Genomic DNA, 19818 nt, shown 5'->3' on the forward strand with positions numbered 1-19818 from the left:
AAAGGCGGGACAACAGGACGGGCAGCGGCGCCGCTCGGGTCATGCGCATCCGGTCATTCTTCCGCGTCGCGCAGGAATTCCGCGAAGCCCGGATCGGTGAACGCGGCGGGCGGCAGCGCGTCGCTGAGGAGCGCGGTGTCAACCTCGGCGGCGGCGGCGATCTGCTCGTTGGCCTGGCCGCGCTGCACCAGCAGCAGGCCGGCCGCCAGCAGCAACAGCGGCAGCGCGGACACCAGCATGGCCCACAGGCCGCCGCGGCCACCCCGCTTGCCAGGGTCCACCGGGTTGCCGGAGCCGCCGTTCAGCGCCAGCGTCGCGCCGCCGACGTGGGCCGCGGCCGGGCGGGCCGGGCTCGCGGCGCTCGCGCGGGCCTGGGCGGCGCGCGCGAGCGCCTGCTCGCGCGCGAAGCGCAGGCGCTCCGCCACGTCGTGCGGCAGCGCGGCGCCGCGTTCGGTCAGGCCGGCGGCCACGCGCTGGCCGAAGCGGGTTTCCAGCTCGGAGGCAGGGGCGGAAAATTGTGACGATTTCATAACGTGATCCCCTTGGCCTTGAGCGCCTTGGCCAGTGCATGGGTGGCCCGCGAGCAGTGCGTCTTCACGCTGCCTTCGGAGCAGCCCATCACGGAGGCAGTCTCGGCGACATCCAGTTCCTCCCAGTAACGCAGCAGGAAGGCTTCCCGTTGACGGGCCGGTAGCTGCGCCACCTCGGTTTCGATCCGTTGCAGGATTTGCGCCCGGCTGACCTCGTCGGCGGCGCTCAGCGCGCCCAGCGCGCCGTCGCGGGTTTCCAGGATCTCCAGCAGGTCGAAGTCGCCGTCGCCATCGCCGCCGTCGAAGTCGGACAGGTTGGTCATGACCGCGTTGCGGGTCTTCTGGCGACGGAAATGGTCCATCGTCGCGTTGGACAGGATGCGCTGGAACAGCAGCGGCAGCTCCGCGGCGGGGCGGTCGAAGTAGTTCTCGGCCAGCTTGATCATGGCGTCCTGCACGATGTCCAGCGCGGCATCGTCGTCTCGGACCAGGTAGGCCGTGCGCTTGAAGGCGCGGCGGTCCACGGTGCGCAGGAAGTCGTCGAGTTCTTTGTCGGTGGCCAAGGCGGGAAGCGGTCCGGGCGGGCGGCGCGGATTATGGCATTCGTCTCATACGAAGGCTGGCCGGCTTTTGCCCGGCATAATGCGGGTTCGCACAAAGAGTCAATGGTCTCTCCGGTGGCCGCCCGACTGGGGCGCCCACCTGTTGACCGCGCAGGCTCCGAATCCGCCTCATGAGGGCGAGAAGAGGGGCACCAATGGTTTTTCGTCAGAGAAATTCACAGAGGTTCGAAATGGACATGTCTGCCGCGGATATCAAGCGCGCCGCAACGGCGCAGCCGCAAACCCCCCCCTCCGAAACACCGGCGGAGCCCAACGGCTCCGAGATCCTCGTTCGCTGCCTGCAGGCCGAAGGGGTGCGCCACCTCTGGGGCTACCCCGGCGGCGCGGTGCTCTACATCTACGACGCGCTCTACAAGCAGGACAGCATCCAGCATGTGCTGGTGCGCCACGAGCAGGCCGCCGTCCATGCCGCCGACGGCTTCGCCCGCGCGACGGGCGAGGTCGGCGTGGCGCTGGTGACCTCGGGCCCGGGCGTGACGAATGCCATCACCGGCATCGCCACGGCCTACATGGACTCGATCCCGATGGTCATCATCACGGGCCAGGTGCCGACGCCGGCCATCGGGCTGGACGCGTTCCAGGAGTGCGACACGGTGGGCATCACCCGTCCCATCGTCAAGCACAACTTCCTCGTCAAGGACGTGCGCGACCTGGCGGTGACGATCAAGAAGGCCTTCCACATCGCCCGCACCGGCCGGCCCGGCCCGGTGGTGGTGGACATCCCCAAGGACGTGTCGCTGGCCTGCGCGCCGTTCCACTACCCCGAGCGCATCGAGATGCGCTCCTACAACCCGGTCAAGAAGGGCCACAGCGGCCAGATCCGCAAGGCCGTGCAGCTGCTGCTGCAGGCCAAGCGGCCCTACATCTACACGGGCGGCGGCGTCATCCTCGGCGAGGCGACGGCGGAGCTGCGCGAGCTGGTGGACCTGGTCGGCTTCCCGTGCACGAACACGCTGATGGGCCTGGGCGCGATGCCCGGCACCGACCCGCGCTTCCTCGGCATGCTGGGCATGCACGGCACCTACGAGGCCAACATGACGATGCAGCACTGCGACGTGCTGCTGGCCGTGGGCGCGCGTTTCGACGACCGCGTGATCGGCAACCCCAAGCACTTCGGCTCGGTGGAGCGCAAGATCATCCACGTGGACATCGACCCCTCGTCGATCTCCAAGCGGGTGCGGGTGGACATCCCCATCGTCGGCGACGTGAAGGACGTGCTGCAGGAGCTGATCGTGCAGATCCGGGACGCCCAGAACCGCCCCGACGCCGACGCGCTCAACGCCTGGTGGAACCAGATCAAGGACTGGCGCCGCCGCGACTGCCTGGCCTACAAGGCGTCCGACGAGGTCATCAAGCCGCAGATGGTGGTGGACACGCTGTGGAAGCTCACGCGCGACCGCGACACCTACATCACGTCGGACGTGGGCCAGCACCAGATGTGGGCGGCGCAGTACTACCGCTTCGACGAGCCGCGCCGCTGGATCAACTCCGGCGGCCTGGGCACGATGGGCGTGGGCCTGCCGTATGCGATGGGCATCAAGCTCGCGAGGCCCGAGTCGGACGTGTTCTGCATCACCGGCGAGGGCAGCATCCAGATGTGCATCCAGGAGCTGTCCACCTGCTTCCAGTACAAGACCCCGGTCAAGATCGTCTCGCTGAACAACCGCTACCTCGGCATGGTGCGCCAGTGGCAGCAACTCGACTACGAGGGCCGCTACTCGCACAGCTACATGGACGCGCTGCCCAACTTCGTCAAGCTGGCCGAGGCCTACGGCCACGTCGGCCTGCTGGTCGAGAAGCCGGCGGACGTGGAAGGCGCGCTGAAGGAGGCGATGCGCCTGAAGGACCGCACCGTCTTCCTCGACATCCGCACCGATCCGACCGAGAACGTCTGGCCGATGGTCAAGGCGGGCAAGGGCATCTCGGAAATGCTGCTGGGCTCGGAAGACCTGTGAGCGGCTGAAGCCGCGGGCTTCGGGGCGCGTTACCGCGTGCCCCGGGGCCGGCGGCGGATGGCGCGCGCAGCCGACCCCTGGCAACCCCTTCAACGACTCGAACCCGCCGCCAAGGTACCGGGGTTACCGCCCCGGCCACTGAAGAGCGCGAAGGACGATCCCCTCATGAAACACATCATTGCTTTGCTCATCGAGAACGAGCCGGGCGCGCTGTCGCGCGTCGTCGCGCTGTTCTCGGCCCGTGGCTACAACATCGAGAGCCTGACCGTCGCGCCGACCGAGGACGCCTCGCTGTCGCGCATGACCATCGTGACCACCGGGTCCGACGAGGTCATCGAGCAGATCACCAAGCACCTCAACCGCCTGATCGAAGTCGTCAAGGTCGTGGACCTGACCGAGGGCCACTACACCGAGCGCGAACTGATGCTCATCAAGGTGCGCGCCGTCGGCAAGGAGCGCGAGGAGATCAAGCGCACCGCCGACATCTTCCGAGGCCGCGTCATCGACGTGACCGAGAAGACCTACACCATCGAGCTGACCGGCGACGCGGGCAAGCTCGACGCCTTCATCGACGCGATCGACCGCGCGTCCATCCTAGAAACCGTCCGAACCGGCGCCAGCGGCATCGGCCGCGGCGAGCGCATCCTGCGCGTCTAACCCAATACCTGACCGAATCTTTCCCTGGAGCGAACCATGAACGTGTACTACGACAAAGACGCCGACCTCAGCCTCATCAAGGGCAAGAACGTCGCCATCATCGGCTACGGCTCACAAGGCCATGCCCACGCGCAGAACCTGAACGACAGCGGCTGCAAGGTCACCGTCGCGCTGCGCAAGAGCGGCGCGTCCTGGGCCAAGGCCGAGGGCGCGGGCCTGAAGGTCGCCGAGATCGCCGACGCCGTGAAGGCCGCCGACGTGGTGATGATCCTGCTGCCCGACGAGCAGATCGCCGAGGTCTACAAGAACGAAGTCGAGCCCCACATCAAGCAAGGCGCGTCGCTGGCCTTCGCGCACGGCTTCAACGTCCACTACGGCCAGGTGCAGCCGCGCGCGGACCTGGACGTCTGGATGGTCGCCCCCAAGGCCCCCGGCCACACGGTGCGCAACACCTACCGCCAGGGCGGGGGCGTGCCCCACCTGATCGCCGTTTACCAGGACAAGACCGGCAAGGCGCGCGACCTGGCGCTGTCCTACGCCGCGGCCAACGGCGGCGGCAAGGCCGGCATCATCCAGACCAGTTTCCGCGAGGAAACCGAGACCGACCTGTTCGGCGAACAGGCCGTGCTGTGCGGCGGCACCGTCGAACTGATCAAGGCCGGCTTTGAGACGCTGGTGGAAGCCGGCTACGCGCCCGAGATGGCCTACTTCGAGTGCCTGCACGAGCTCAAGCTCATCGTCGACCTGATCTACGAGGGCGGCATCGGCAACATGAACTACTCGATCTCGAACAACGCCGAGTACGGCGAGTACGTGACCGGCCCGCGCGTCGTCACCGAGGACACGAAGAACGCGATGCGCCAGTGCCTGAAGGACATCCAGACCGGCGAGTACGCGAAGAGCTTCATCCTCGAGAACAAGGCCGGCGCGCCGACGCTGATCAGCCGCCGCCGCCTGACCGCCGAGCACCCGATCGAGCAGGTCGGCGAGAAGCTGCGCGAGATGATGCCGTGGATCAAGGCCAACAAGCTGGTGGACAAGGCCAAGAACTGATCCCGCGCGGCAACGCGATGGACGGGGCCGGTGCCGCGAGGCGCCGGCCTTTTTGCTGGCCGGCGCGCACCGCCGCGGCGCGCGCGCCGGCCGGAATGCGTCGGCTATCCTGACGGGCTATGACCCCTGACCCCCTCGACGACGACGAGCCCAGCCTCGCCGTGCGCCCCCGCCGCAAGGGCATCTACGCGCTGCCCAACGCGATCACGCTGTGCGCGCTGTTCAGCGCGTTCTACGCCATCGTCATGGCGATGAACGGCCGCTTCGAGGCCGCCTGCGTGGCCATCTTCGCCGCGGCCATCCTGGACAGCCTGGACGGCCGCGTCGCGCGCATGACCCACACCCAGTCCGCCTTCGGCGAGCAGATGGACAGCCTGTCCGACATGGTGGCCTTCGGCGCCGCGCCGGCGCTGATCGTCTACATGTGGGCGCTCAAGGACATGGGCAAGCCGGGCTGGATCCCGGCCTTCGTCTACATCGCCGGCGCGGCGCTGCGGCTGGCGCGTTTCAACGTCAACATCGGCGTGGTGGACAAGCGCTTCTTCCAGGGCCTGCCCAGCCCGGCCGCCGCGGCGCTGGTCATCGGCCTGATCTGGGCGGTGGTGGACCGCGCCGAGTACACCGGCATCCAACCCGACAGCTGGATCCCCTGGGCGGCCTATGCGCTGACGCTGTTCGCCGGGCTTTCGATGGTGACGAACGCGCCGTTCTACAGCTTCAAAGTCTTCGACCGGCGGCGCTCCGTGCCCTTCATCGTGCTGGTGCTGATCATGCTCGGCATCGGCCTGGCGGCGCTCGACCCGTCGCGCGTGCTCTTCGGCGCCTTCTGCGCCTACGGGCTGTCGGGCTACGTCATCTACGCCTGGCGCAAGGCCAAGGGCCGGCCGGCCAGCGTGATCTCGACGAGCACCGACGAGCCCGACGAGCGCGGCCTGCACCAGTGACCCCCGGCCTTTCGTGCTAGATTCCGCTCCCATGATTCGCGCGACCGGCCTGCTGCTACTAGCCCTAGAGGAACCACGGGTTCGCTAGTCAGCCACGCCTTCGCCCATCTGACCCCAACGGCCCGTATGCAACCGCAGCGGGCCGTTCGTGTTTTCCAAGGCTGCCGGTTGCGCCACCCCACCCCCGGATGGAAACCATGTTGAAGCAACCGCAGCTCAAGTACCGCCCCTTCGCCCCGATCGCATTGCCGGACCGCAGCTGGCCCGACGCCGTGCTGACCCGCGCGCCGATCTGGCTGAGCACCGATCTGCGCGACGGCAACCAGGCGCTGATCGAGCCGATGGACATCGCGCGCAAGCTGCGCATGTTCCAGCAGCTGGTGAAGATCGGCTTCAAGGAGATCGAGGTCGGCTTTCCGTCGGCGTCGCAGACCGAGTTCGACTTCGTGCGCCTGCTGATCGACGGCGGCCACATCCCGGACGACGTGAGCATCCAGGTGCTGACGCAGGCGCGTTCGCACCTGATCGAGCGCACCTTCGAGGCCCTCGACGGCGCCAGGCGCGTCATCGTCCACGTCTACAACGCGGTGGCGCCCATCATGCGCCGCGTCGTGCTGGGGCAGGACGAGGACGGCATCGTCGAGCTGGCCGCGTCGCACGCCCGCCAGATCAAGGAACTGGCCGCCGCGCGGCCCGGCACGGACTGGCGCTTCGAGTACTCGCCCGAGATGTTCTCCGGCACCGAGCTGGCGTTCAGCAAGCGCGTGGTCGATGCGGTGACCGCCGTGTGGGCGCCCACGCCCGAGCGCAAGTGCATCGTCAACCTGCCGTCCACCGTCGAACACAGCACGCCCAACATCTTCGCGGACATGATCGAGTGGATGCACCGCCATCTCGAACGGCGGGACTGCATCGTGCTGTCGGTCCACCCGCACAACGACCGCGGCACCGGCACGGCGGCCGGCGAGCTGGCGCTGATGGCCGGCGCCGACCGCGTGGAGGGCTGCTTGTTTGGCAACGGCGAGCGCACCGGCAACGTGGACCTCGTCAACATCGCGCTCAACCTCTACACCCAGGGCGTGGACCCGCAGCTGGACTTCTCCGACATCGACGAGGTGCGCCGCTGCGTCGAGCATTGCACGCAGATCCCGGTCCACCCGCGCCACCCCTACGTCGGCGACCTGGTCTACACCTCCTTCTCCGGCTCGCACCAGGACGCGATCAAGAAGGCCTTCGCCGCCCGCCAGGACGGTGAGATTTGGGACATGCCCTATCTGCCTATCGATCCCAAGGACCTGGGCCGCAGCTACGACGCCGTGATCCGCGTCAACAGCCAGTCCGGCAAGGGCGGCATCGCCTACCTGCTCGAGACCGAATACGGGCTCGAGCTGCCGCGCCGGCTGCAGATCGAGTTCAGCCAGGTCGTGCAGGCGGTCATGGACGACATGGGCAAGGAGCTGAGCGCGGCCGACCTCTACGCGATCTTCGAGCGCGAGTACGCCATCGGCGACGCCGGCACCTCGGTGCTGCAGCCGCAGATGAGCGAGTCCGGCGGCGCGATGCAGCTGTCGGCCGAGGTGATGCTGAACGGCTGGATGGGCCGCGTGCAGGGCGAGGGCAACGGCCCGATCGACGCCTTCGTCAACGCGCTGGGCGTGCGCGCCGGCACGCCGGTGCGCGTGCTGGACTACCACGAGCACGCCATCGGCAGCGGCGCGGACGCGCGCGCGGTGGCCTATCTGGAGTTGCGCGTCGGCGACGAGACGCGCTACGGCGTCGGCATCGATGGCAGCATCGTGCGTGCGTCCATGCAGGCCATCCTCTCCGGCCTGCGCCGCAGCGCCGCATTCGCGCTGCCCCAACAGCAGGAACAAGCCTCATGAGCGATCAACTCATCATCTTCGACACGACGCTGCGCGACGGCGAGCAGAGCCCCGGCGCGTCCATGACGCGCGAAGAGAAGCTGCGCATCGCCCGCCAGCTGGAGCGCATGCGCGTGGACGTCATCGAGGCCGGCTTCGCGGCGTCCAGCAACGGCGACTTCGAGGCCGTCAAGGCCATCGCGGCGGCGGTCAAGGACAGCGTGGTCTGCTCGCTGGCGCGCGCCAATGACCGCGACATCGCGCGCGCCGCCGAGGCCCTGGCGCCCGCGTCCAGGGCGCGCATCCACACCTTCATCGCCACCAGCGAGCTCCACATGGAGAAGAAGCTGCGCATGAGCCGCGAGCAGGTGCTGGAGCAGGCCCGGCTCGCGGTGCGCTTCGGCCGCAACCTGTGCGGCGACATCGAGTTCTCCGCCGAGGACGGCTACCGCTCCGACATCGACTTCCTCGCCCGCGTCTGCGAGGCCGTCATCCACGAGGGCGCCGGCACCATCAACATCCCCGACACCGTCGGCTACGCCATCCCCGAGCTGTACGGCGACTTCCTGCGCCGCCTGCGCGAGAAGGTGCCCAACTCGGACCAGGCCATCTGGAGCGTCCACTGCCACAACGACCTCGGCATGGCCGTCGCCAACTCGCTGGCCGGCGTCAAGATCGGCGGCGCGCGCCAGATCGAGTGCACGATCAACGGCCTGGGCGAGCGGGCGGGCAACTGTTCGCTCGAAGAGGTCGTCATGGCCGTCAAGACGCGGCGCGACCACTTCGGGCTGCAGGTCGGCATCGACGCCTCGCAGATCGTGCCGGCCTCCAAGCTGGTGTCGCAGACCACCGGCTTCGTCGTGCAGCCGAACAAGGCGGTCGTCGGCGCCAACGCCTTCGCGCATGCCAGCGGCATCCACCAGGACGGCGTGCTGAAGGCGCGCGACACCTACGAGATCATGCGCGCCGAGGACGTGGGCTGGGCCGCCAACAAGATCGTGCTGGGCAAGCTCTCGGGCCGCAACGCCTTCAAGCAGCGGCTGCAGGAGCTGGGCATCGCGCTGGACAGCGAGGCCGAGGTCAACGCGGCCTTCGTGCGCTTCAAGGACCTGGCCGACCGCAAGAACGAGATCTTCGACGAGGACATCATCGCCCTCGTGATGGACGAATCCGTCACCGCCGAACAGGAGCACTACCGGCTGCTGTCGCTGGCGCAGCGCAGCGAGACCGGCGAGCGCCCGCACGCGGCCGTCGTCTTCGCCGTGGGTGCGCAGGAGCACCGCGCCGAGAGCGACGGCAACGGCCCGGTGGACGCGACGCTGCAGGCCATCGAATCCGTCGTGCAGTCCGGCGCGGAAATGCTGCTGTACTCGGTCAACGCGATCACCGGCGGCAGCACCGAGTCGCAGGGCGAGGTGACGGTGCGGCTGCAGCACGCCGGCCGCGTGGTCAACGGCGTCGGCGCCGACCCGGACATCGTGGTGGCGTCCGCGAAGGCCTACCTCGGCGCGCTGAACAAGCTGCAGAGCAAGGCGGAGCGGGTGGCGGCGCAGGGCTAGTCATCCGGCGGCCACCCGGCCCGCCGAGCCCGGCGCCGCCGTGCTGAACGGGCGCCCGGGCGAGAAGTCTGGCGCGGAAAACCCCGTTGTTCCCGCGCCGGGCGGCCGGTGCCGGCGGCACAATCGCAAGCTCTGGCGGCCCGGCCGAACCCAGCAAGAGTTCACTTGAGGACATTCGCTTAAGTTGCTGATCTTGCCGGTGTTTTGGGCGGCCATTACACTGCCGGCCTGTTGTTGGGGACTCCGTTGAAGACTTTTGCCGCCGCCCTGTTGAGCCTGAGCCTGTTGGCCTTCGTGGGAACCGCCCACGCCGCCGCTCCCACCAAATCCAAAGCCAAATCCAGCGCCACCCAGGTCCGCAAGGCCAAGGCCGGCGTCAAGCAGGTGCGCAAGGTCAAGTCCGTCGCGCTGCGCCGGGCGGCCGTCGCGGCCCCGGTGGTCCGGGCCGCGCCGACGTTCGGCCAGGTCGCCGGCCTGCATGCGGTGGAGGATCCGCTGTCGCTGAAGTCCAGCGTCGCCTACGTGCTGGACCAGGACACCCACGAAGTGCTGTTCTCCAAGAACCCGCAGGCCGTGCTGCCCATCGCGTCCATCACCAAGCTGATGACGGCGCTGGTCGTCGTCGAGGCCGGGCTGTCGCTGGACGAGAAGCTGACGGTGACCGAGGAAGACAAGGACACCGAGAAGAACACCGGCTCGCGCCTGGCCATCGGCACCACGCTGACGCGCGGCGAGATGCTGCACCTGGCGCTGATGTCCAGCGAGAACCGCGCCGCCCACGCGCTCGGCCGGCACTACCCGGGCGGCCTGACGGCCTTCGTCGCCGCAATGAACGCCCGCGCCGCCAGCCTGGGCATGACGGACACGCACTACGTCGAGCCCACCGGCCTGTCCAGCCGCAACCAGAGCAGCGCCGCCGACCTGGCCAAGCTCGTCAACGTGACCAGCCAGGTGCCGCTGCTGCGCGACCTGTCCACCTCGCGCGAGGCGCGCGTCGCGCTGGGCAAGCGCCTGGTGCAGTTCCGCTCCACCAACGGCCTGCTCGCCAACCCGCTGTGGGACATCGGCCTGCAGAAGACCGGCTTCATCAACGAGGCCGGCAAGTGCCTGGTCATGCAGGCCAGCATGGCCGGCCGCAAGCTGATCATGGTGTTCCTGGATTCCAGCGGCAAGGCGTCGCGGATCGCCGATGCCGAGCGCATGCGCAAGTGGCTGGCGAGGCAGCCGGGCGACGCGGCCACGGTGTCCACCAAGCTCTGAGCCCGCGCGTCCCGCGCATCAAAGCAGAACGGCGCCATGGCGCCGTTTTTATTTTTGGACTGCGGGCCGGCCTGGGCGAGGCGCCTGCTTCAGCCCCGGTAGCCCAGCGCCGCCGAGATCTGTGCCGCGGTCTCTTTCAGCCGCACGACCCAGCTTTCCTCCAGCCGGTCGGCCGGGGCGGAGATGGACAGGCCGGCCACCAGCTTGGCCTGGTCGTCGTAGATGCCGGCGGCCATGCAGCGCACGCCCAGCTCCAGCTCCTCGTCGTCGCGCGCGATGCCGCGCTGGCGCACCATGGCCAGCTCGCGCTCCAGCGCGGCGACGTCGGTGAGGCTGTTGCGCGTGTGGCCGGACAGGCCGGTGCGCGTCGCGTAGGCGCGCACGCGCGAGCTGTCGTCGCCGGCCAGGAACAGCTTGCCCACCGACGTGAGGTGCAGCGGCGCGCGGCCGCCCACGGCGCGCACGACCTGCATGCCCGAGCGCTCGGAGTAGGTGCGCTCGATGTAGACGATCTCGTCGCCCTGGCGCACCGACAGGTTGACCGGCTGGTGGGTGAACTTGTGCAGGTCGCGCATCGCCGGCAGCGCGGCGTCGCGCACGTCCAGCCGCGCCTTCACGAGGTTGCCCAGCTCCAGCATGCGCATGCCGAGTCGATAACTGCCGGCTTCGGGCCGGTCGACGAAGCGGCCCAGAGTCAGGTCATTGAGAATCCGGTGCGCCGTCGAGGGGTGCAGGCCGGTGGCCTCGGACAGTGCCTTCAGCGACACCGGGTCCTGGTGGCTGGCCAGCACGTCGAGCAGCGCGAACATGCGCTCCAGCACCTGGATCGCCGGGGTTTGCGCCGCTTTGGGTTTCATGGCGCCACATTGTGGGGGAGATTGCCGGTGTTTTGTATGGCGAAAGCAAAGTTCAGCAAGTGGCAAGCAGGCGCGCTGCTGGCGCTGGCCGGGGCCACGTGCGCCTGGGCCTCGGACCCCGTGGACCCGCCGCACTGGAGCCGCATGCCCAGGCTGTACGGCCGCATCACGGCGCAGGAGCTGGGCGTGGTCATCAACACGGCCGACCCGTACTCGGTGGCGGTCGGCGAGTACTACGCGCGGCGGCGCGGCATCCCGGCCGGGCAGGTCGTGCGCGTGCAGCTGCCGCAGAGCGCCAGCCTGTCGCGCGAGGAGTTCCAGGCGCTGGACGAGGCGCTGCGCAGCCAGATGCCGGAGCACGTCAACGGCCTGGCGCTGGCCTGGGTGCAGCCCTATGCGGTGGCCTGCAACTCGCTGACCTCGGCGCTGGCCATCGGGCTGCAGCCCGAGCTCTGCGCGCACAGCTGCGCGGCCACGCGCGCCAGCCCCTACGTGAGCTATTTCGGCGCGCGGCCGTGGGTGGTGCTGGGCCTGCGGCCGGCGATGCAGCTGGCGGCGCGCTCGCTGCCGGCGGCGATGGCCATGATCGAGCGCGGCATCGCGTCCGACCACACGCTGGCCGCCGGCCCCGCCGAGCCGGCCATGGCCTACCTGGCCGCCACGCCGGACACCAGCCGCAATGTGCGCGAGCGGCTGTTCCCGCCGGCCGGCCCGGTGCCGGGCGCGGCGGGCCTGGAGGTGGTGCGCGTGAAGAGCGAGGCGCTGCCGCCGCTGCGCCGCACGCTGGTCTACCAGACCGGCCTGGCGCGCGTGCCGGCGCCGCTGGGCGGCGAGTGGCTGCCGGGCGCGCTGGCCGATCACCTGACCTCGTTCGGCGGCCTGCTGGACAAGCCGGCGGGCGAGGGCCAGATGACCGTCCTGGACTGGATCGAGGCCGGCGCGACGGCCAGCTACGGCACCGTCAGCGAGCCCTGCAACCACCTGCAGAAGTTTCCGCATCCGCAGGCGCTGATCCAGGCCTACGCGCAGGGCGTCAGCGCGCTGGAGGCCTACTGGCACAGCGTCGCGTGGCCGGGTCAGGGCGTGTTCGTCGGCGAGCCGCTGGCGGCGCCCTTCGCCGCCGTGCCCACGCCCTGAGCGGCGGCCAGCCCCGCGCGCACCGCGCCTTCCAGCGTGGCCGGGTAGGGGCCGGCGACGTAGTCGCCCGCGGCCCACAGGCCCGGCGCGATGCAGGCCGGCGGCCGGGCCAGGCCGGGCGTGCAGGCGAAGGTGGCGCGCTTCTCGGTCAGCATGCGCGCCACCACCGGCGGCGTCGCCCAGCGCAGCTCGCGCAGCGCCTGCGCCCGCACCGCCTCGGCGCAGCCGCCGCGGGCCACCCACGGCGCCGCGCCGCTGACGACGAAGGCGAAGCGGCCCGGCGTACCGCCCAACTGGCCGTGGTCGAACACGAACTGCGCCGGCGCGTCCGGCCCGTCGCGCAGCGCCAGCATCGGCGCGGGCAGCGTGCTGCCGGGGCTGTGCAGGTAGACGGTGACGATGGGCTCGAAGCGCAGCGCGGCGGCCGTGGCCGACCAGCCGGGCGCGATCCCGGCCGTCAGCCGCGCGGCCTCGACGCTGGTGCAGGCCAGCACGACGGCGTCGAAGGCCTCGCCATCGACGCGCCAGCCGGGTTCGAGGCGCTGCACGCGCGCGCCCAGCCGCAGCCGCCCGCCCAGCCAGGCCGCGGCCGGCGTGGCGAGCAACTCGGACAGCGGCCGGCGCGGCAGCAGCAGGTCGGCGCTGCCGGCGCCGCTGAACAGGGCGTCGCGCAGCACGCGCAGGAAGACCTGGGCGCTGGCGTCGCGCGCCGGCGTGTTCAGCGCGGCGACGCACAGCGGCTCGACCAGGTCGCGCCTGACGGCCGGCGGCAGCCCGGCGCACAGCGCGGCGACGCTGTGCGCCGCGTCGCAGCGGAAGCCGCGCGCCAGCCAGCCGGCCGCCGCCGCCAGCAGGCCCAGCCGGGCGCCCAGCGGCCAGCCGCGCTGCGCCAGCACGCCGCGCGTGAAGCTCGCCAGCGGCGCGCCGGGCGGCAGCCGCAGCCCCGGCTCGCCGGGGTAGGGCAGGGCCAGCGGCAGGCGCATCAGCGCGGCGTCCGGGTCCACGCCCAGGCGGCGCATCAGCGCCAGGCTGTCGCGGTAGGCGCCGATGAGGATGTGCTGGCCGTTGTCGTAGGGCCGGGTGGCATCCTGGCCGGCGACGCTGCGCGCCCGGCCGCCGAGTTGCGGCGCCATCTCGAAGACGGTGATGTCATGGCCCGCATCGGCCAGCGCGACGGCCGCCGCGATGCCGGCCCAGCCGCCGCCTACGATCGCTGCCTTCAACGTCCGCGCCAGTTGGTTTTCATCGCGATCCAGAGCTTGCGCACCGGCGTCAGTGCGATGCGCTGGTGCAGCACCTGGAAGTCCTCGCGCTCGATCTCGACCAGCAGCGCGCGGTAGATGTTGGCCATCATCAGCCCCGGCTTCTGCGCGGCGCGGTCGGCCGCGGGCAGCAGCGCCAGCGCCTCGTCGTAGAGCCGGTGCGCGCGCTCGGCCTGGAAGCGCATCAGCGCGGTGAAGCGCTCCGAGTAGCCCCAGGGCTTGCTGCGCAGCAGGATCTCGTTGGCCTTGACGCCGAACTGCTGCAGCTCGTTCACCGGCAGGTAGATGCGGCCGCGCCGGGCGTCGTCGCCGACGTCGCGGACGATGTTGGTCAGCTGCATCGCCAGGCCCAGCTTGTGCGCGTAGCCGACGGTCTGCGGCTGCGTGCGGCCGAAGATGCCGCTGGCCACCTCGCCCACCACGCCGGCCACCAGGTGGCAGTAGCGCGCCAGGCCGGGGAAGTCCAGGTAGCGCGTCTGCTGCAGGTCCATCTCGCAGCCCTCGATGACGGCGTTCAGGTGCTCCAGCCGGATGTCGTAGGCGGCGGCGTGCGGCATCAGCGCCTTCATGGCCGGGTGCGTGGGCTGGCCGGCGAAGGCGCTGGCGGCTTCCTTGCGCCACCAGGCGAGCTTGGTGGCGGCGACGCCGGCGTCCTGGGTCTCGTCCACCACGTCGTCCACCTCGCGGCAGAAGGCGTAGAAGGCCGTGATCGCGGCGCGCCGGGGCGGCGGCAGGAACAGGAAGGCGTAGTAGAAGCTGGAGCCGCTCGCGGCGGCCTTCTGCTGGACGTAGTGCTCGGGGCTCATGGTGCGGCCCGCATTGTCAACGCGCGCCACAGCAGGCGGGGGAAGTCCCGCGCGCCCACGGCCGGGCGCCGGCGCAGGCTGTCGTGGCCGCCGGCGGCGATCTTGTCGAGGATGAGCAGGCCGCCCTGCACGACGAAGCGCAGCTCCCAGCCGGCGCGGCCCCGCAGGTGCAGCGCCAGCGGCGCGCCGTCGCGCATCAGCGTGCGGGCCCAGGCGCACAGGTCGGCCACCAGCGCGCGGGCGGCGGGGCCGTCGCGGCAGGCCAGCACGTCCTCGGCGGGCACGCCGTGGCGGTCCAGGTCGGCCTGCGGCACGTAGAGCCGGCCGTTCGGCCCGTCGCGGCTGAAGTCCTGCCAGAAGTTGATGAGCTGCAGCGCGGAGCAGATCGCGTCCGAGCGCCGCAGCGACGCGGCGTCGGCCACGCCGTACAGGCCCAGCAGCAGCCGGCCCACCGGGTTGGCCGAGCGGCGGCAGTAGTCCAGCAACTGGGCGCGGTCGCGGTAGCGCGGCGGGGCCAGGTCCTGCTCGAAGGCGTCGAGCAGGTCGTGCAGCAGCGCCGGCTGCAGGCGGTGCAGCTCGCGCGCCAGCGGCGTGAAGACCCGCGCCCAGCGCGGCGACGGCGCCCGGCCGGCGCTGACGGCGGCCAGGTCGGCGCGGTAGTCGCGCAGCGCCTGCGCGCGTTCGGCGGGCGTGGCGTCGCCCTCGTCGGCGAGGTCGTCCGCCGTGCGGGCGAAGTGGTACAGCGCCACCACCGCCGGCCGCAGCGCCGGTGGGCACAGCCAGGAGGCGACGGGGAAGTTTTCGTAGTGGTCGACGCTCAAGCTGGGGTTCCCGGGGAGCCGGTGTGGGGATGAGGTTTGACAGCAGTCACTGCGGCTGCATACATTATTGACCCGCCGGTCATTAAATATCAGGAGCCGGCCCGTCCACTCCTGCCGAGGTCTGCATGCCCCATCTTCTGCGTCTCGCGCCGCCCCTGCTGCCGGCGGTCCTGCTTTCCGCCCTGCTGTCGGGCTGCGGCAAGCAGGCCGCCGCCCCCGAGCCGGAGCGCGCGGTGCGCACCCAGGTCGTGCGCACCGGCGCCGCGAGCGCGAGCCATGAGTATGCGGCCGAGGTGAAGGCGCGGGTGGAGTCGCGGCTGGCGTTGCGCGTCGGCGGCAAGCTGCAGAGCCGCGCGGTGAACCTGGGCGACACGGTCCGGCGTGGCCAGGTGCTGGCCCGCATCGACGGCCAGGACCTGAAGCTGGCCGAGGCCGCCGCCGCGGCCGGCGTGGCCGCCGCGCGCACCAACCGCGACCAGCTGGGCGCCGACTACAAGCGCTTCGTGGACCTGCAGCGCCAGGGCTTCATCAGCGCGGCCGAGCTGGAGCGCCGCGAGTCGGCCTTCAAGGCCGCGCAGGCGCAGCTGGACCAGGCCAAGGCGCAGGCCGACGCGCAGGGCAACCAGGCCGGCTATGCGCAGCTGGTGGCCGACGGCGCGGGCGTCATCACGGGCGTCCATGCCGAGCCCGGCCAGGTGCTGGCCGCCGGCACGCCGGTGGTGACGCTGGCGCTGGACGGCCCGCGCGACATCGTGTTCTCGGTGCCTGAGGACCAGGCCGCCCGCGTGCGCGCGGCGGCCGGCCGGCCGGGCGCGCTGAAGGTGCGGCTCTGGGGCGGCGACAAGACCTGGCCGCTGACGCTGCGCGAGGTGGCCGCCGCGGCCGACCCGGTCACGCGCACCTTCCTCGTCAAGGCCGACGCCGGCCGGCTGGACGTGGGGCTGGGCCAGTCCGCCACCGTCGTGCTGGACCTGCCGCAGCGGGCCGACGTGATCAAGCTGCCGCTGTCGGCGGTGCTGCAGCAGGGCGGCAAGACCTCGGTGTGGCTGCTGGACGGGGCGTCCATGACCGTCAGGCCGGCCGCCGTGCAGGTGGCGGGTGCGGACGGCAACGAGGTGGTCATCGCCGGCGGGCTGGCGCCGGGCCAGGAGGTGGTCACCGCAGGCGTGCATGTGCTCAACCCCGGGCAGAAGGTGAAGCGCTACGTGCCGCCGCGCACGGCGGCGCCGGCCACCCCCGCGGCGCCCGCCGCTTCTCGCTGAACGGGGGCGCAGCGATGAGCTCCCCGATGCACCCGCAGCCCCCGGTCGGCGGCTTCAACGTCTCGCGCTGGGCGCTGGAGCACCCGGCGCTGACGCGCTACCTGATGGTGGTGCTGATGCTGATGGGCTTCGCCGCCTACTTCCAGCTCGGCCAGGACGAAGACCCGCCGTTCACCTTCCGCGCGATGGTCGTCCAGGCCTTCTGGCCCGGCGCCACGGCGCAGCAGATGGCCGACCAGGTCACCGACAAGATCGAGAAGACGCTGCAGGAGGTGAACCACGCGGACAAGATCCGCTCGTACACCAAGCCGGGCGAGTCGCTGACCATCTTCCAGGTCAAGGACAACACGCCGCCCGGCGAGGTGTCCGACCTCTGGTACCAGACGCGCAAGAAGATCAACGACATGCGCCCCACGCTGCCGCAGGGCGTGCTGGGGCCGGTGTTCAATGACGAGTTCGGCGACGTCTACGGCTCGATCTACGCGCTGTCCGCCGACGGCTTCAGCCGCGAGGAGCTGCGCGAGCACGCCGACCGCGTGCGCCAGGCGCTGCTGCGGGTCAAGGACGTGGCCAAGGTGGAGGTCTTCGGCGTGCAGCCCGAGAAGCTCTACATCGAGATCTCGCAGAAGCGCCTGGCCCAACTGGGCCTGGACTTCACCCAGGTCATCAACCAGATCGGCGCGCAGAACGCCGTCGAGGGCGCCGGCCTGCTGAACGCCGGCAGCGCCAGCTTCCAGGTGCGCGTGCAGGGGCAGTTCACGTCGGCGCAGGCGCTGGCCGAGGTGCCCATCCGCGCGATCAACCCGGCCACGGGGCAGGGCAGCCAGTTCCGCCTGGGCGACATCGCCACGATCACGCGCGGCTATGTCGACCCGCCGGCCACGATGGTGCGCCACCAGGGCAAGGAGGTGCTGGCGCTGGGCGTCTCGATGGCCAAGGGTGGCGACATCATCGCCATGGGCAAGGCGCTGGGCGCGGCGCTGAAGGCCATCGAGCGCGACCTGCCCGCCGGCATCCACCTGGAGCAGGTGCAGGACCAGCCCAGGGCGGTGTCCACGTCGGTCGGCGAGTTCGTCAAGGTGCTGATCGAGGCCGTGGTCATCGTGCTGGCGGTCAGCTTCATCTCGCTGGGCCTGCACACCCGGCCGCTGCGGATCGACGTCTGGCCGGGCCTGGTGGTGGCCATCACCATCCCGCTGGTGCTGGCCATCACCTTCGTGACCATGCTCTATTGGGGCGTGGGCCTGCACAAGATCTCGCTCGGGGCGCTCATCATCGCGCTGGGCCTGCTGGTGGACGACGCGATCATTGCCGTCGAGATGATGGTGCGCAAGCTCGAAGAGGGCTACGACAAGATGCACGCCGCCACCTACGCCTACGACGTGACGGCCATGCCCATGCTGACCGGCACGCTGATCACGGCGGTGGGTTTCCTGCCCATCGGCCTGGCCAAGTCCACCGTGGGCGAGTACACGTTCGCGATCTTCGCCGTCACGGCGGCGTCGCTGGTGATCTCGTGGGGCGTGTCGGTCTACTTCGTGCCCTACCTGGGCGCGCTGCTGCTGAAGGCCCGGCCCACCGAGGGCGAGGTGCACGAGCAGTTCGACACGCCGTTCTACAACCGCTTCCGCGGCGTCGTGCGCTGGTGCGTGGAGAACCGCTGGAAGACCGTCGCCATCACGCTGGCGGTGTTCCTGCTGGGCCTGGCGGGCATGGGCCGCGTGCAGCAGCAGTTCTTCCCCGACTCCAGCCGCCCCGAGGTGCTGGTGGACCTGTGGCTGCCCGAAGGCGCGACCATCCAGGAGACCGAGGCGCTGGCCAGGCGCTTCGAGGCGCGCATGCTCAAGGAGCCCGGCATCGGCACCGTGACGACCTGGATCGGCTCCGGCGTGCCGCGCTTCTACCTGCCACTGGACCAGATCTTCCCGCAGGCCAACGTCACCCAGTCCATCCTGGTGCCCAAGGACCTGGCCGCCCGCGAGGCGTTGCGCACGCGGCTGCCGGCCGTGCTGGCCGAGGAGTTCCCCGAGGCGCGCGGCCGCGTGAAGCTGCTGCCCAACGGCCCGCCGGTGCCCTACCCGGTGCAGTTCCGCGTCGCCGGGCCGGACCCGCAGGTGGTGCGCGACTGGGCCGACAAGGCCAAGGACATCCTGCGCGCCAGCCCCAACATGCGCGGCGTCAACGACAACTGGAACGAGAACGTCAAGACGCTGCGCCTGAAGGTCGACCAGGACAAGGCGCGGGCGCTGGGCGTCTCCAGCCAGAGCCTGGCGCAGGCCGCGCGGACGCTGCTGTCGGGCACCGTCATCGGCCAGTACCGCGAGGCCGACAAGCTCATCGACATCGTGCTGCGCCAGCCGCAGCAGGAGCGCGCCGTCATCACCGACATCGGCAACGCCTACCTGCCCACCAGCACCGGCCGCGCGATCCCGCTGACGCAGATCGCCCAGGTCGAGTTCGGCTGGGAGCCGGGCGTCATGTGGCGCGAGGGGAGGCTGTACGCCGTCACCGTGCAGGGCGACGTGGCCGAGGGCCTGCAGGGCGCCACCGTCACCAAGGAGGTGTGGCCGCGGCTGGACGAGCTGCAGAAGCGCATGCCCACCGGCTACAGCATCGAGATCGCCGGCGCGGTGGAGGAGAGCAACAAGGGCACGGGCTCCATCGGCGCGGGCGTGCCCATCGCGCTGTTCATCATGCTGACGCTGCTGATGCTGCAGCTGCACAGCTTCGTGCGCGCGGCGCTGGCCTTCCTGACCGGCTTCTTCGGCATCGCCGGCGTGGCGTTCGCGCTGCTGGTGCTGGACCGGCCGTTCGGCTTCGTGGCGCTGCTGGGCGTCATCGCGCTGTTCGGCATGATCATCCGTAACTCCGTCATCCTGATCGACCAGATCGAGCAGGACCGCGCGCGCGGCGTGCCGGACTGGTCGGCCGTCGTCGAGTCCGCGGTGCGGCGCTTCCGGCCCATCGTGCTGACGGCCGCGGCCGCCGTGCTGGCCATGATCCCGCTGTCGCGCAGCGTGTTCTGGGGGCCGATGGCCGTGGCCATCATGGGCGGGCTGATCGTCGCCACCGCGCTGACGCTGCTGGCGCTGCCGGCGATGTACTCCATCGTCTTCCGCGTGCAGCGGCCCGAGGCGCCCAGCCGCCTGTCCAGCCGCTTCCGGGACACCGAGGCCGGCGAACCGGCCTGAGCCTGGGCCCGGCCCCCGGCCCCAGGGTTTTGCCGCCCC

16 protein-coding genes are annotated in these 19818 nt (G+C 70.7%); 10 read left to right on the forward strand and 6 right to left on the reverse strand.

What is annotated here, in order from left to right; all coding sequences use genetic code 11:
* Positions 1–53: 53 nt before the first annotated feature.
* Together QM788_RS11515 and QM788_RS11520 are read right to left on the reverse strand one after the other, a co-directional pair.
* Positions 54–530 (reverse strand): DUF3619 family protein, encoded by a 477-nt coding sequence (locus QM788_RS11515; protein WP_415661625.1) that lies wholly within the window; start codon positions 528–530, stop codon positions 54–56.
* Entirely contained in the window at positions 527–1093 is a 567-nt protein-coding gene (locus QM788_RS11520) for an RNA polymerase sigma factor (RefSeq protein WP_415661626.1), read from the reverse strand. The genes QM788_RS11515 and QM788_RS11520 overlap by 4 nt, the downstream gene beginning before the upstream one ends.
* Positions 1094–1323: 230 nt before the next feature.
* Here QM788_RS11520 and QM788_RS11525 point away from each other — a divergent pair, with 230 nt between their 5' ends.
* The 7 genes from QM788_RS11525 (at position 1324) to pbpG (ending at position 10443) form a co-directional block, all read left to right on the forward strand.
* Positions 1324–3108, forward strand: coding sequence for an acetolactate synthase 3 catalytic subunit (locus QM788_RS11525; protein ID WP_415661627.1), 1785 nt, complete (start codon positions 1324–1326; stop codon positions 3106–3108).
* A gap of 165 nt (positions 3109–3273) precedes the next feature.
* On the forward strand, positions 3274–3765 hold the full coding sequence (gene ilvN, locus QM788_RS11530; RefSeq protein ID WP_415661628.1) for an acetolactate synthase small subunit: 492 nt from the start codon (positions 3274–3276) through the stop codon (positions 3763–3765).
* Positions 3766–3801: 36 nt separating this feature from the next.
* A complete protein-coding gene (ilvC, locus tag QM788_RS11535) occupies positions 3802–4818 on the forward strand; it encodes a ketol-acid reductoisomerase (protein WP_415661629.1) in 1017 nt (338 codons plus the stop codon).
* A gap of 119 nt (positions 4819–4937) precedes the next feature.
* Positions 4938–5762: a CDP-diacylglycerol--serine O-phosphatidyltransferase gene (pssA, locus tag QM788_RS11540; RefSeq protein WP_415661630.1), complete on the forward strand. Its 825-nt coding sequence runs from the start codon at positions 4938–4940 to the stop codon at positions 5760–5762.
* A 197-nt stretch (positions 5763–5959) separates the two neighbouring features.
* Positions 5960–7645 (forward strand): 2-isopropylmalate synthase, encoded by a 1686-nt coding sequence (gene leuA, locus QM788_RS11545; RefSeq protein WP_415661631.1) that lies wholly within the window; start codon positions 5960–5962, stop codon positions 7643–7645.
* Positions 7642–9183 carry a 2-isopropylmalate synthase gene (locus QM788_RS11550; RefSeq protein WP_415661632.1) on the forward strand — a complete coding sequence of 514 codons (1542 nt, stop codon included), beginning with the start codon at positions 7642–7644 and terminating at the stop codon, positions 9181–9183. The genes leuA and QM788_RS11550 overlap by 4 nt, the downstream gene beginning before the upstream one ends.
* Positions 9184–9468: 285 nt before the next feature.
* Positions 9469–10443 carry a D-alanyl-D-alanine endopeptidase gene (gene pbpG, locus QM788_RS11555; protein WP_415662979.1) on the forward strand — a complete coding sequence of 325 codons (975 nt, stop codon included), beginning with the start codon at positions 9469–9471 and terminating at the stop codon, positions 10441–10443.
* Positions 10444–10532: 89 nt separating this feature from the next.
* Here the strand turns inward: pbpG and QM788_RS11560 are convergent, their stop codons facing one another.
* Entirely contained in the window at positions 10533–11300 is a 768-nt protein-coding gene (locus tag QM788_RS11560; RefSeq protein WP_415661633.1) for an IclR family transcriptional regulator, read from the reverse strand.
* 36 nt (positions 11301–11336) lie between these two features.
* Here QM788_RS11560 and QM788_RS11565 point away from each other — a divergent pair, with 36 nt between their 5' ends.
* Positions 11337–12437 carry a TIGR03790 family protein gene (locus QM788_RS11565; protein WP_415661634.1) on the forward strand — a complete coding sequence of 367 codons (1101 nt, stop codon included), beginning with the start codon at positions 11337–11339 and terminating at the stop codon, positions 12435–12437.
* On the opposite strand, the gene hpnE is transcribed toward QM788_RS11565, so the two are convergent.
* Genes hpnE through hpnC form a run of 3 tightly spaced genes read right to left on the reverse strand, consistent with a single transcriptional unit; the run spans position 12377 to position 15326 of the window.
* Positions 12377–13660: a hydroxysqualene dehydroxylase HpnE gene (hpnE, locus tag QM788_RS11570; protein WP_415661635.1), complete on the reverse strand. Its 1284-nt coding sequence runs from the start codon at positions 13658–13660 to the stop codon at positions 12377–12379. The two genes, QM788_RS11565 and hpnE, sit on opposite strands and share 61 nt — an antisense overlap.
* On the reverse strand, positions 13657–14505 hold the full coding sequence (gene hpnD / locus QM788_RS11575; RefSeq protein ID WP_415661636.1) for a presqualene diphosphate synthase HpnD: 849 nt from the start codon (positions 14503–14505) through the stop codon (positions 13657–13659). The genes hpnE and hpnD overlap by 4 nt, the downstream gene beginning before the upstream one ends.
* Entirely contained in the window at positions 14502–15326 is an 825-nt protein-coding gene (gene hpnC / locus QM788_RS11580) for a squalene synthase HpnC (RefSeq protein ID WP_415661637.1), read from the reverse strand. Before hpnC ends, hpnD begins: the two co-directional genes overlap by 4 nt.
* 125 nt (positions 15327–15451) lie before the next feature.
* Between hpnC and QM788_RS11585 the strand changes: the two genes are divergently transcribed.
* Positions 15452–16588 carry an efflux RND transporter periplasmic adaptor subunit gene (locus tag QM788_RS11585; RefSeq protein WP_415661638.1) on the forward strand — a complete coding sequence of 379 codons (1137 nt, stop codon included), beginning with the start codon at positions 15452–15454 and terminating at the stop codon, positions 16586–16588.
* 26 nt (positions 16589–16614) lie between these two features.
* Positions 16615–19779, forward strand: coding sequence for an efflux RND transporter permease subunit (locus tag QM788_RS11590; RefSeq protein WP_415661639.1), 3165 nt, complete (start codon positions 16615–16617; stop codon positions 19777–19779).
* The last annotated feature ends 39 nt before the right edge of the window (positions 19780–19818 follow it).

Origin of the sequence: Roseateles sp. (assembly GCF_047654785.1) — a bacterium.
Classification (GTDB): Bacteria; Pseudomonadota; Gammaproteobacteria; order Burkholderiales; family Burkholderiaceae_C; genus Pelomonas.

Excerpts from the sequence above, each read along its gene's own strand:
- QM788_RS11515 (WP_415661625.1), bottom strand. The coding sequence starts at position 530 with ATGAAATCGTCACAATTTTCCGCCCCTGCCTCCGAGCTGGAAACCCGC.
- QM788_RS11525 (WP_415661627.1), top strand. The coding sequence starts at position 1,324 with ATGGACATGTCTGCCGCGGATATCAAGCGCGCCGCAACGGCGCAGCCG.
- ilvN (WP_415661628.1), top strand. The coding sequence starts at position 3,274 with ATGAAACACATCATTGCTTTGCTCATCGAGAACGAGCCGGGCGCGCTG.
- ilvC (WP_415661629.1), top strand. The coding sequence starts at position 3,802 with ATGAACGTGTACTACGACAAAGACGCCGACCTCAGCCTCATCAAGGGC.
- pssA (WP_415661630.1), top strand. The coding sequence starts at position 4,938 with ATGACCCCTGACCCCCTCGACGACGACGAGCCCAGCCTCGCCGTGCGC.
- leuA (WP_415661631.1), top strand. The coding sequence starts at position 5,960 with ATGTTGAAGCAACCGCAGCTCAAGTACCGCCCCTTCGCCCCGATCGCA.
- QM788_RS11550 (WP_415661632.1), top strand. The coding sequence starts at position 7,642 with ATGAGCGATCAACTCATCATCTTCGACACGACGCTGCGCGACGGCGAG.
- QM788_RS11560 (WP_415661633.1), bottom strand. The coding sequence starts at position 11,300 with ATGAAACCCAAAGCGGCGCAAACCCCGGCGATCCAGGTGCTGGAGCGC.
- QM788_RS11565 (WP_415661634.1), top strand. The coding sequence starts at position 11,337 with ATGGCGAAAGCAAAGTTCAGCAAGTGGCAAGCAGGCGCGCTGCTGGCG.
- hpnD (WP_415661636.1), bottom strand. The coding sequence starts at position 14,505 with ATGAGCCCCGAGCACTACGTCCAGCAGAAGGCCGCCGCGAGCGGCTCC.
- QM788_RS11585 (WP_415661638.1), top strand. The coding sequence starts at position 15,452 with ATGCCCCATCTTCTGCGTCTCGCGCCGCCCCTGCTGCCGGCGGTCCTG.
- QM788_RS11590 (WP_415661639.1), top strand. The coding sequence starts at position 16,615 with ATGCACCCGCAGCCCCCGGTCGGCGGCTTCAACGTCTCGCGCTGGGCG.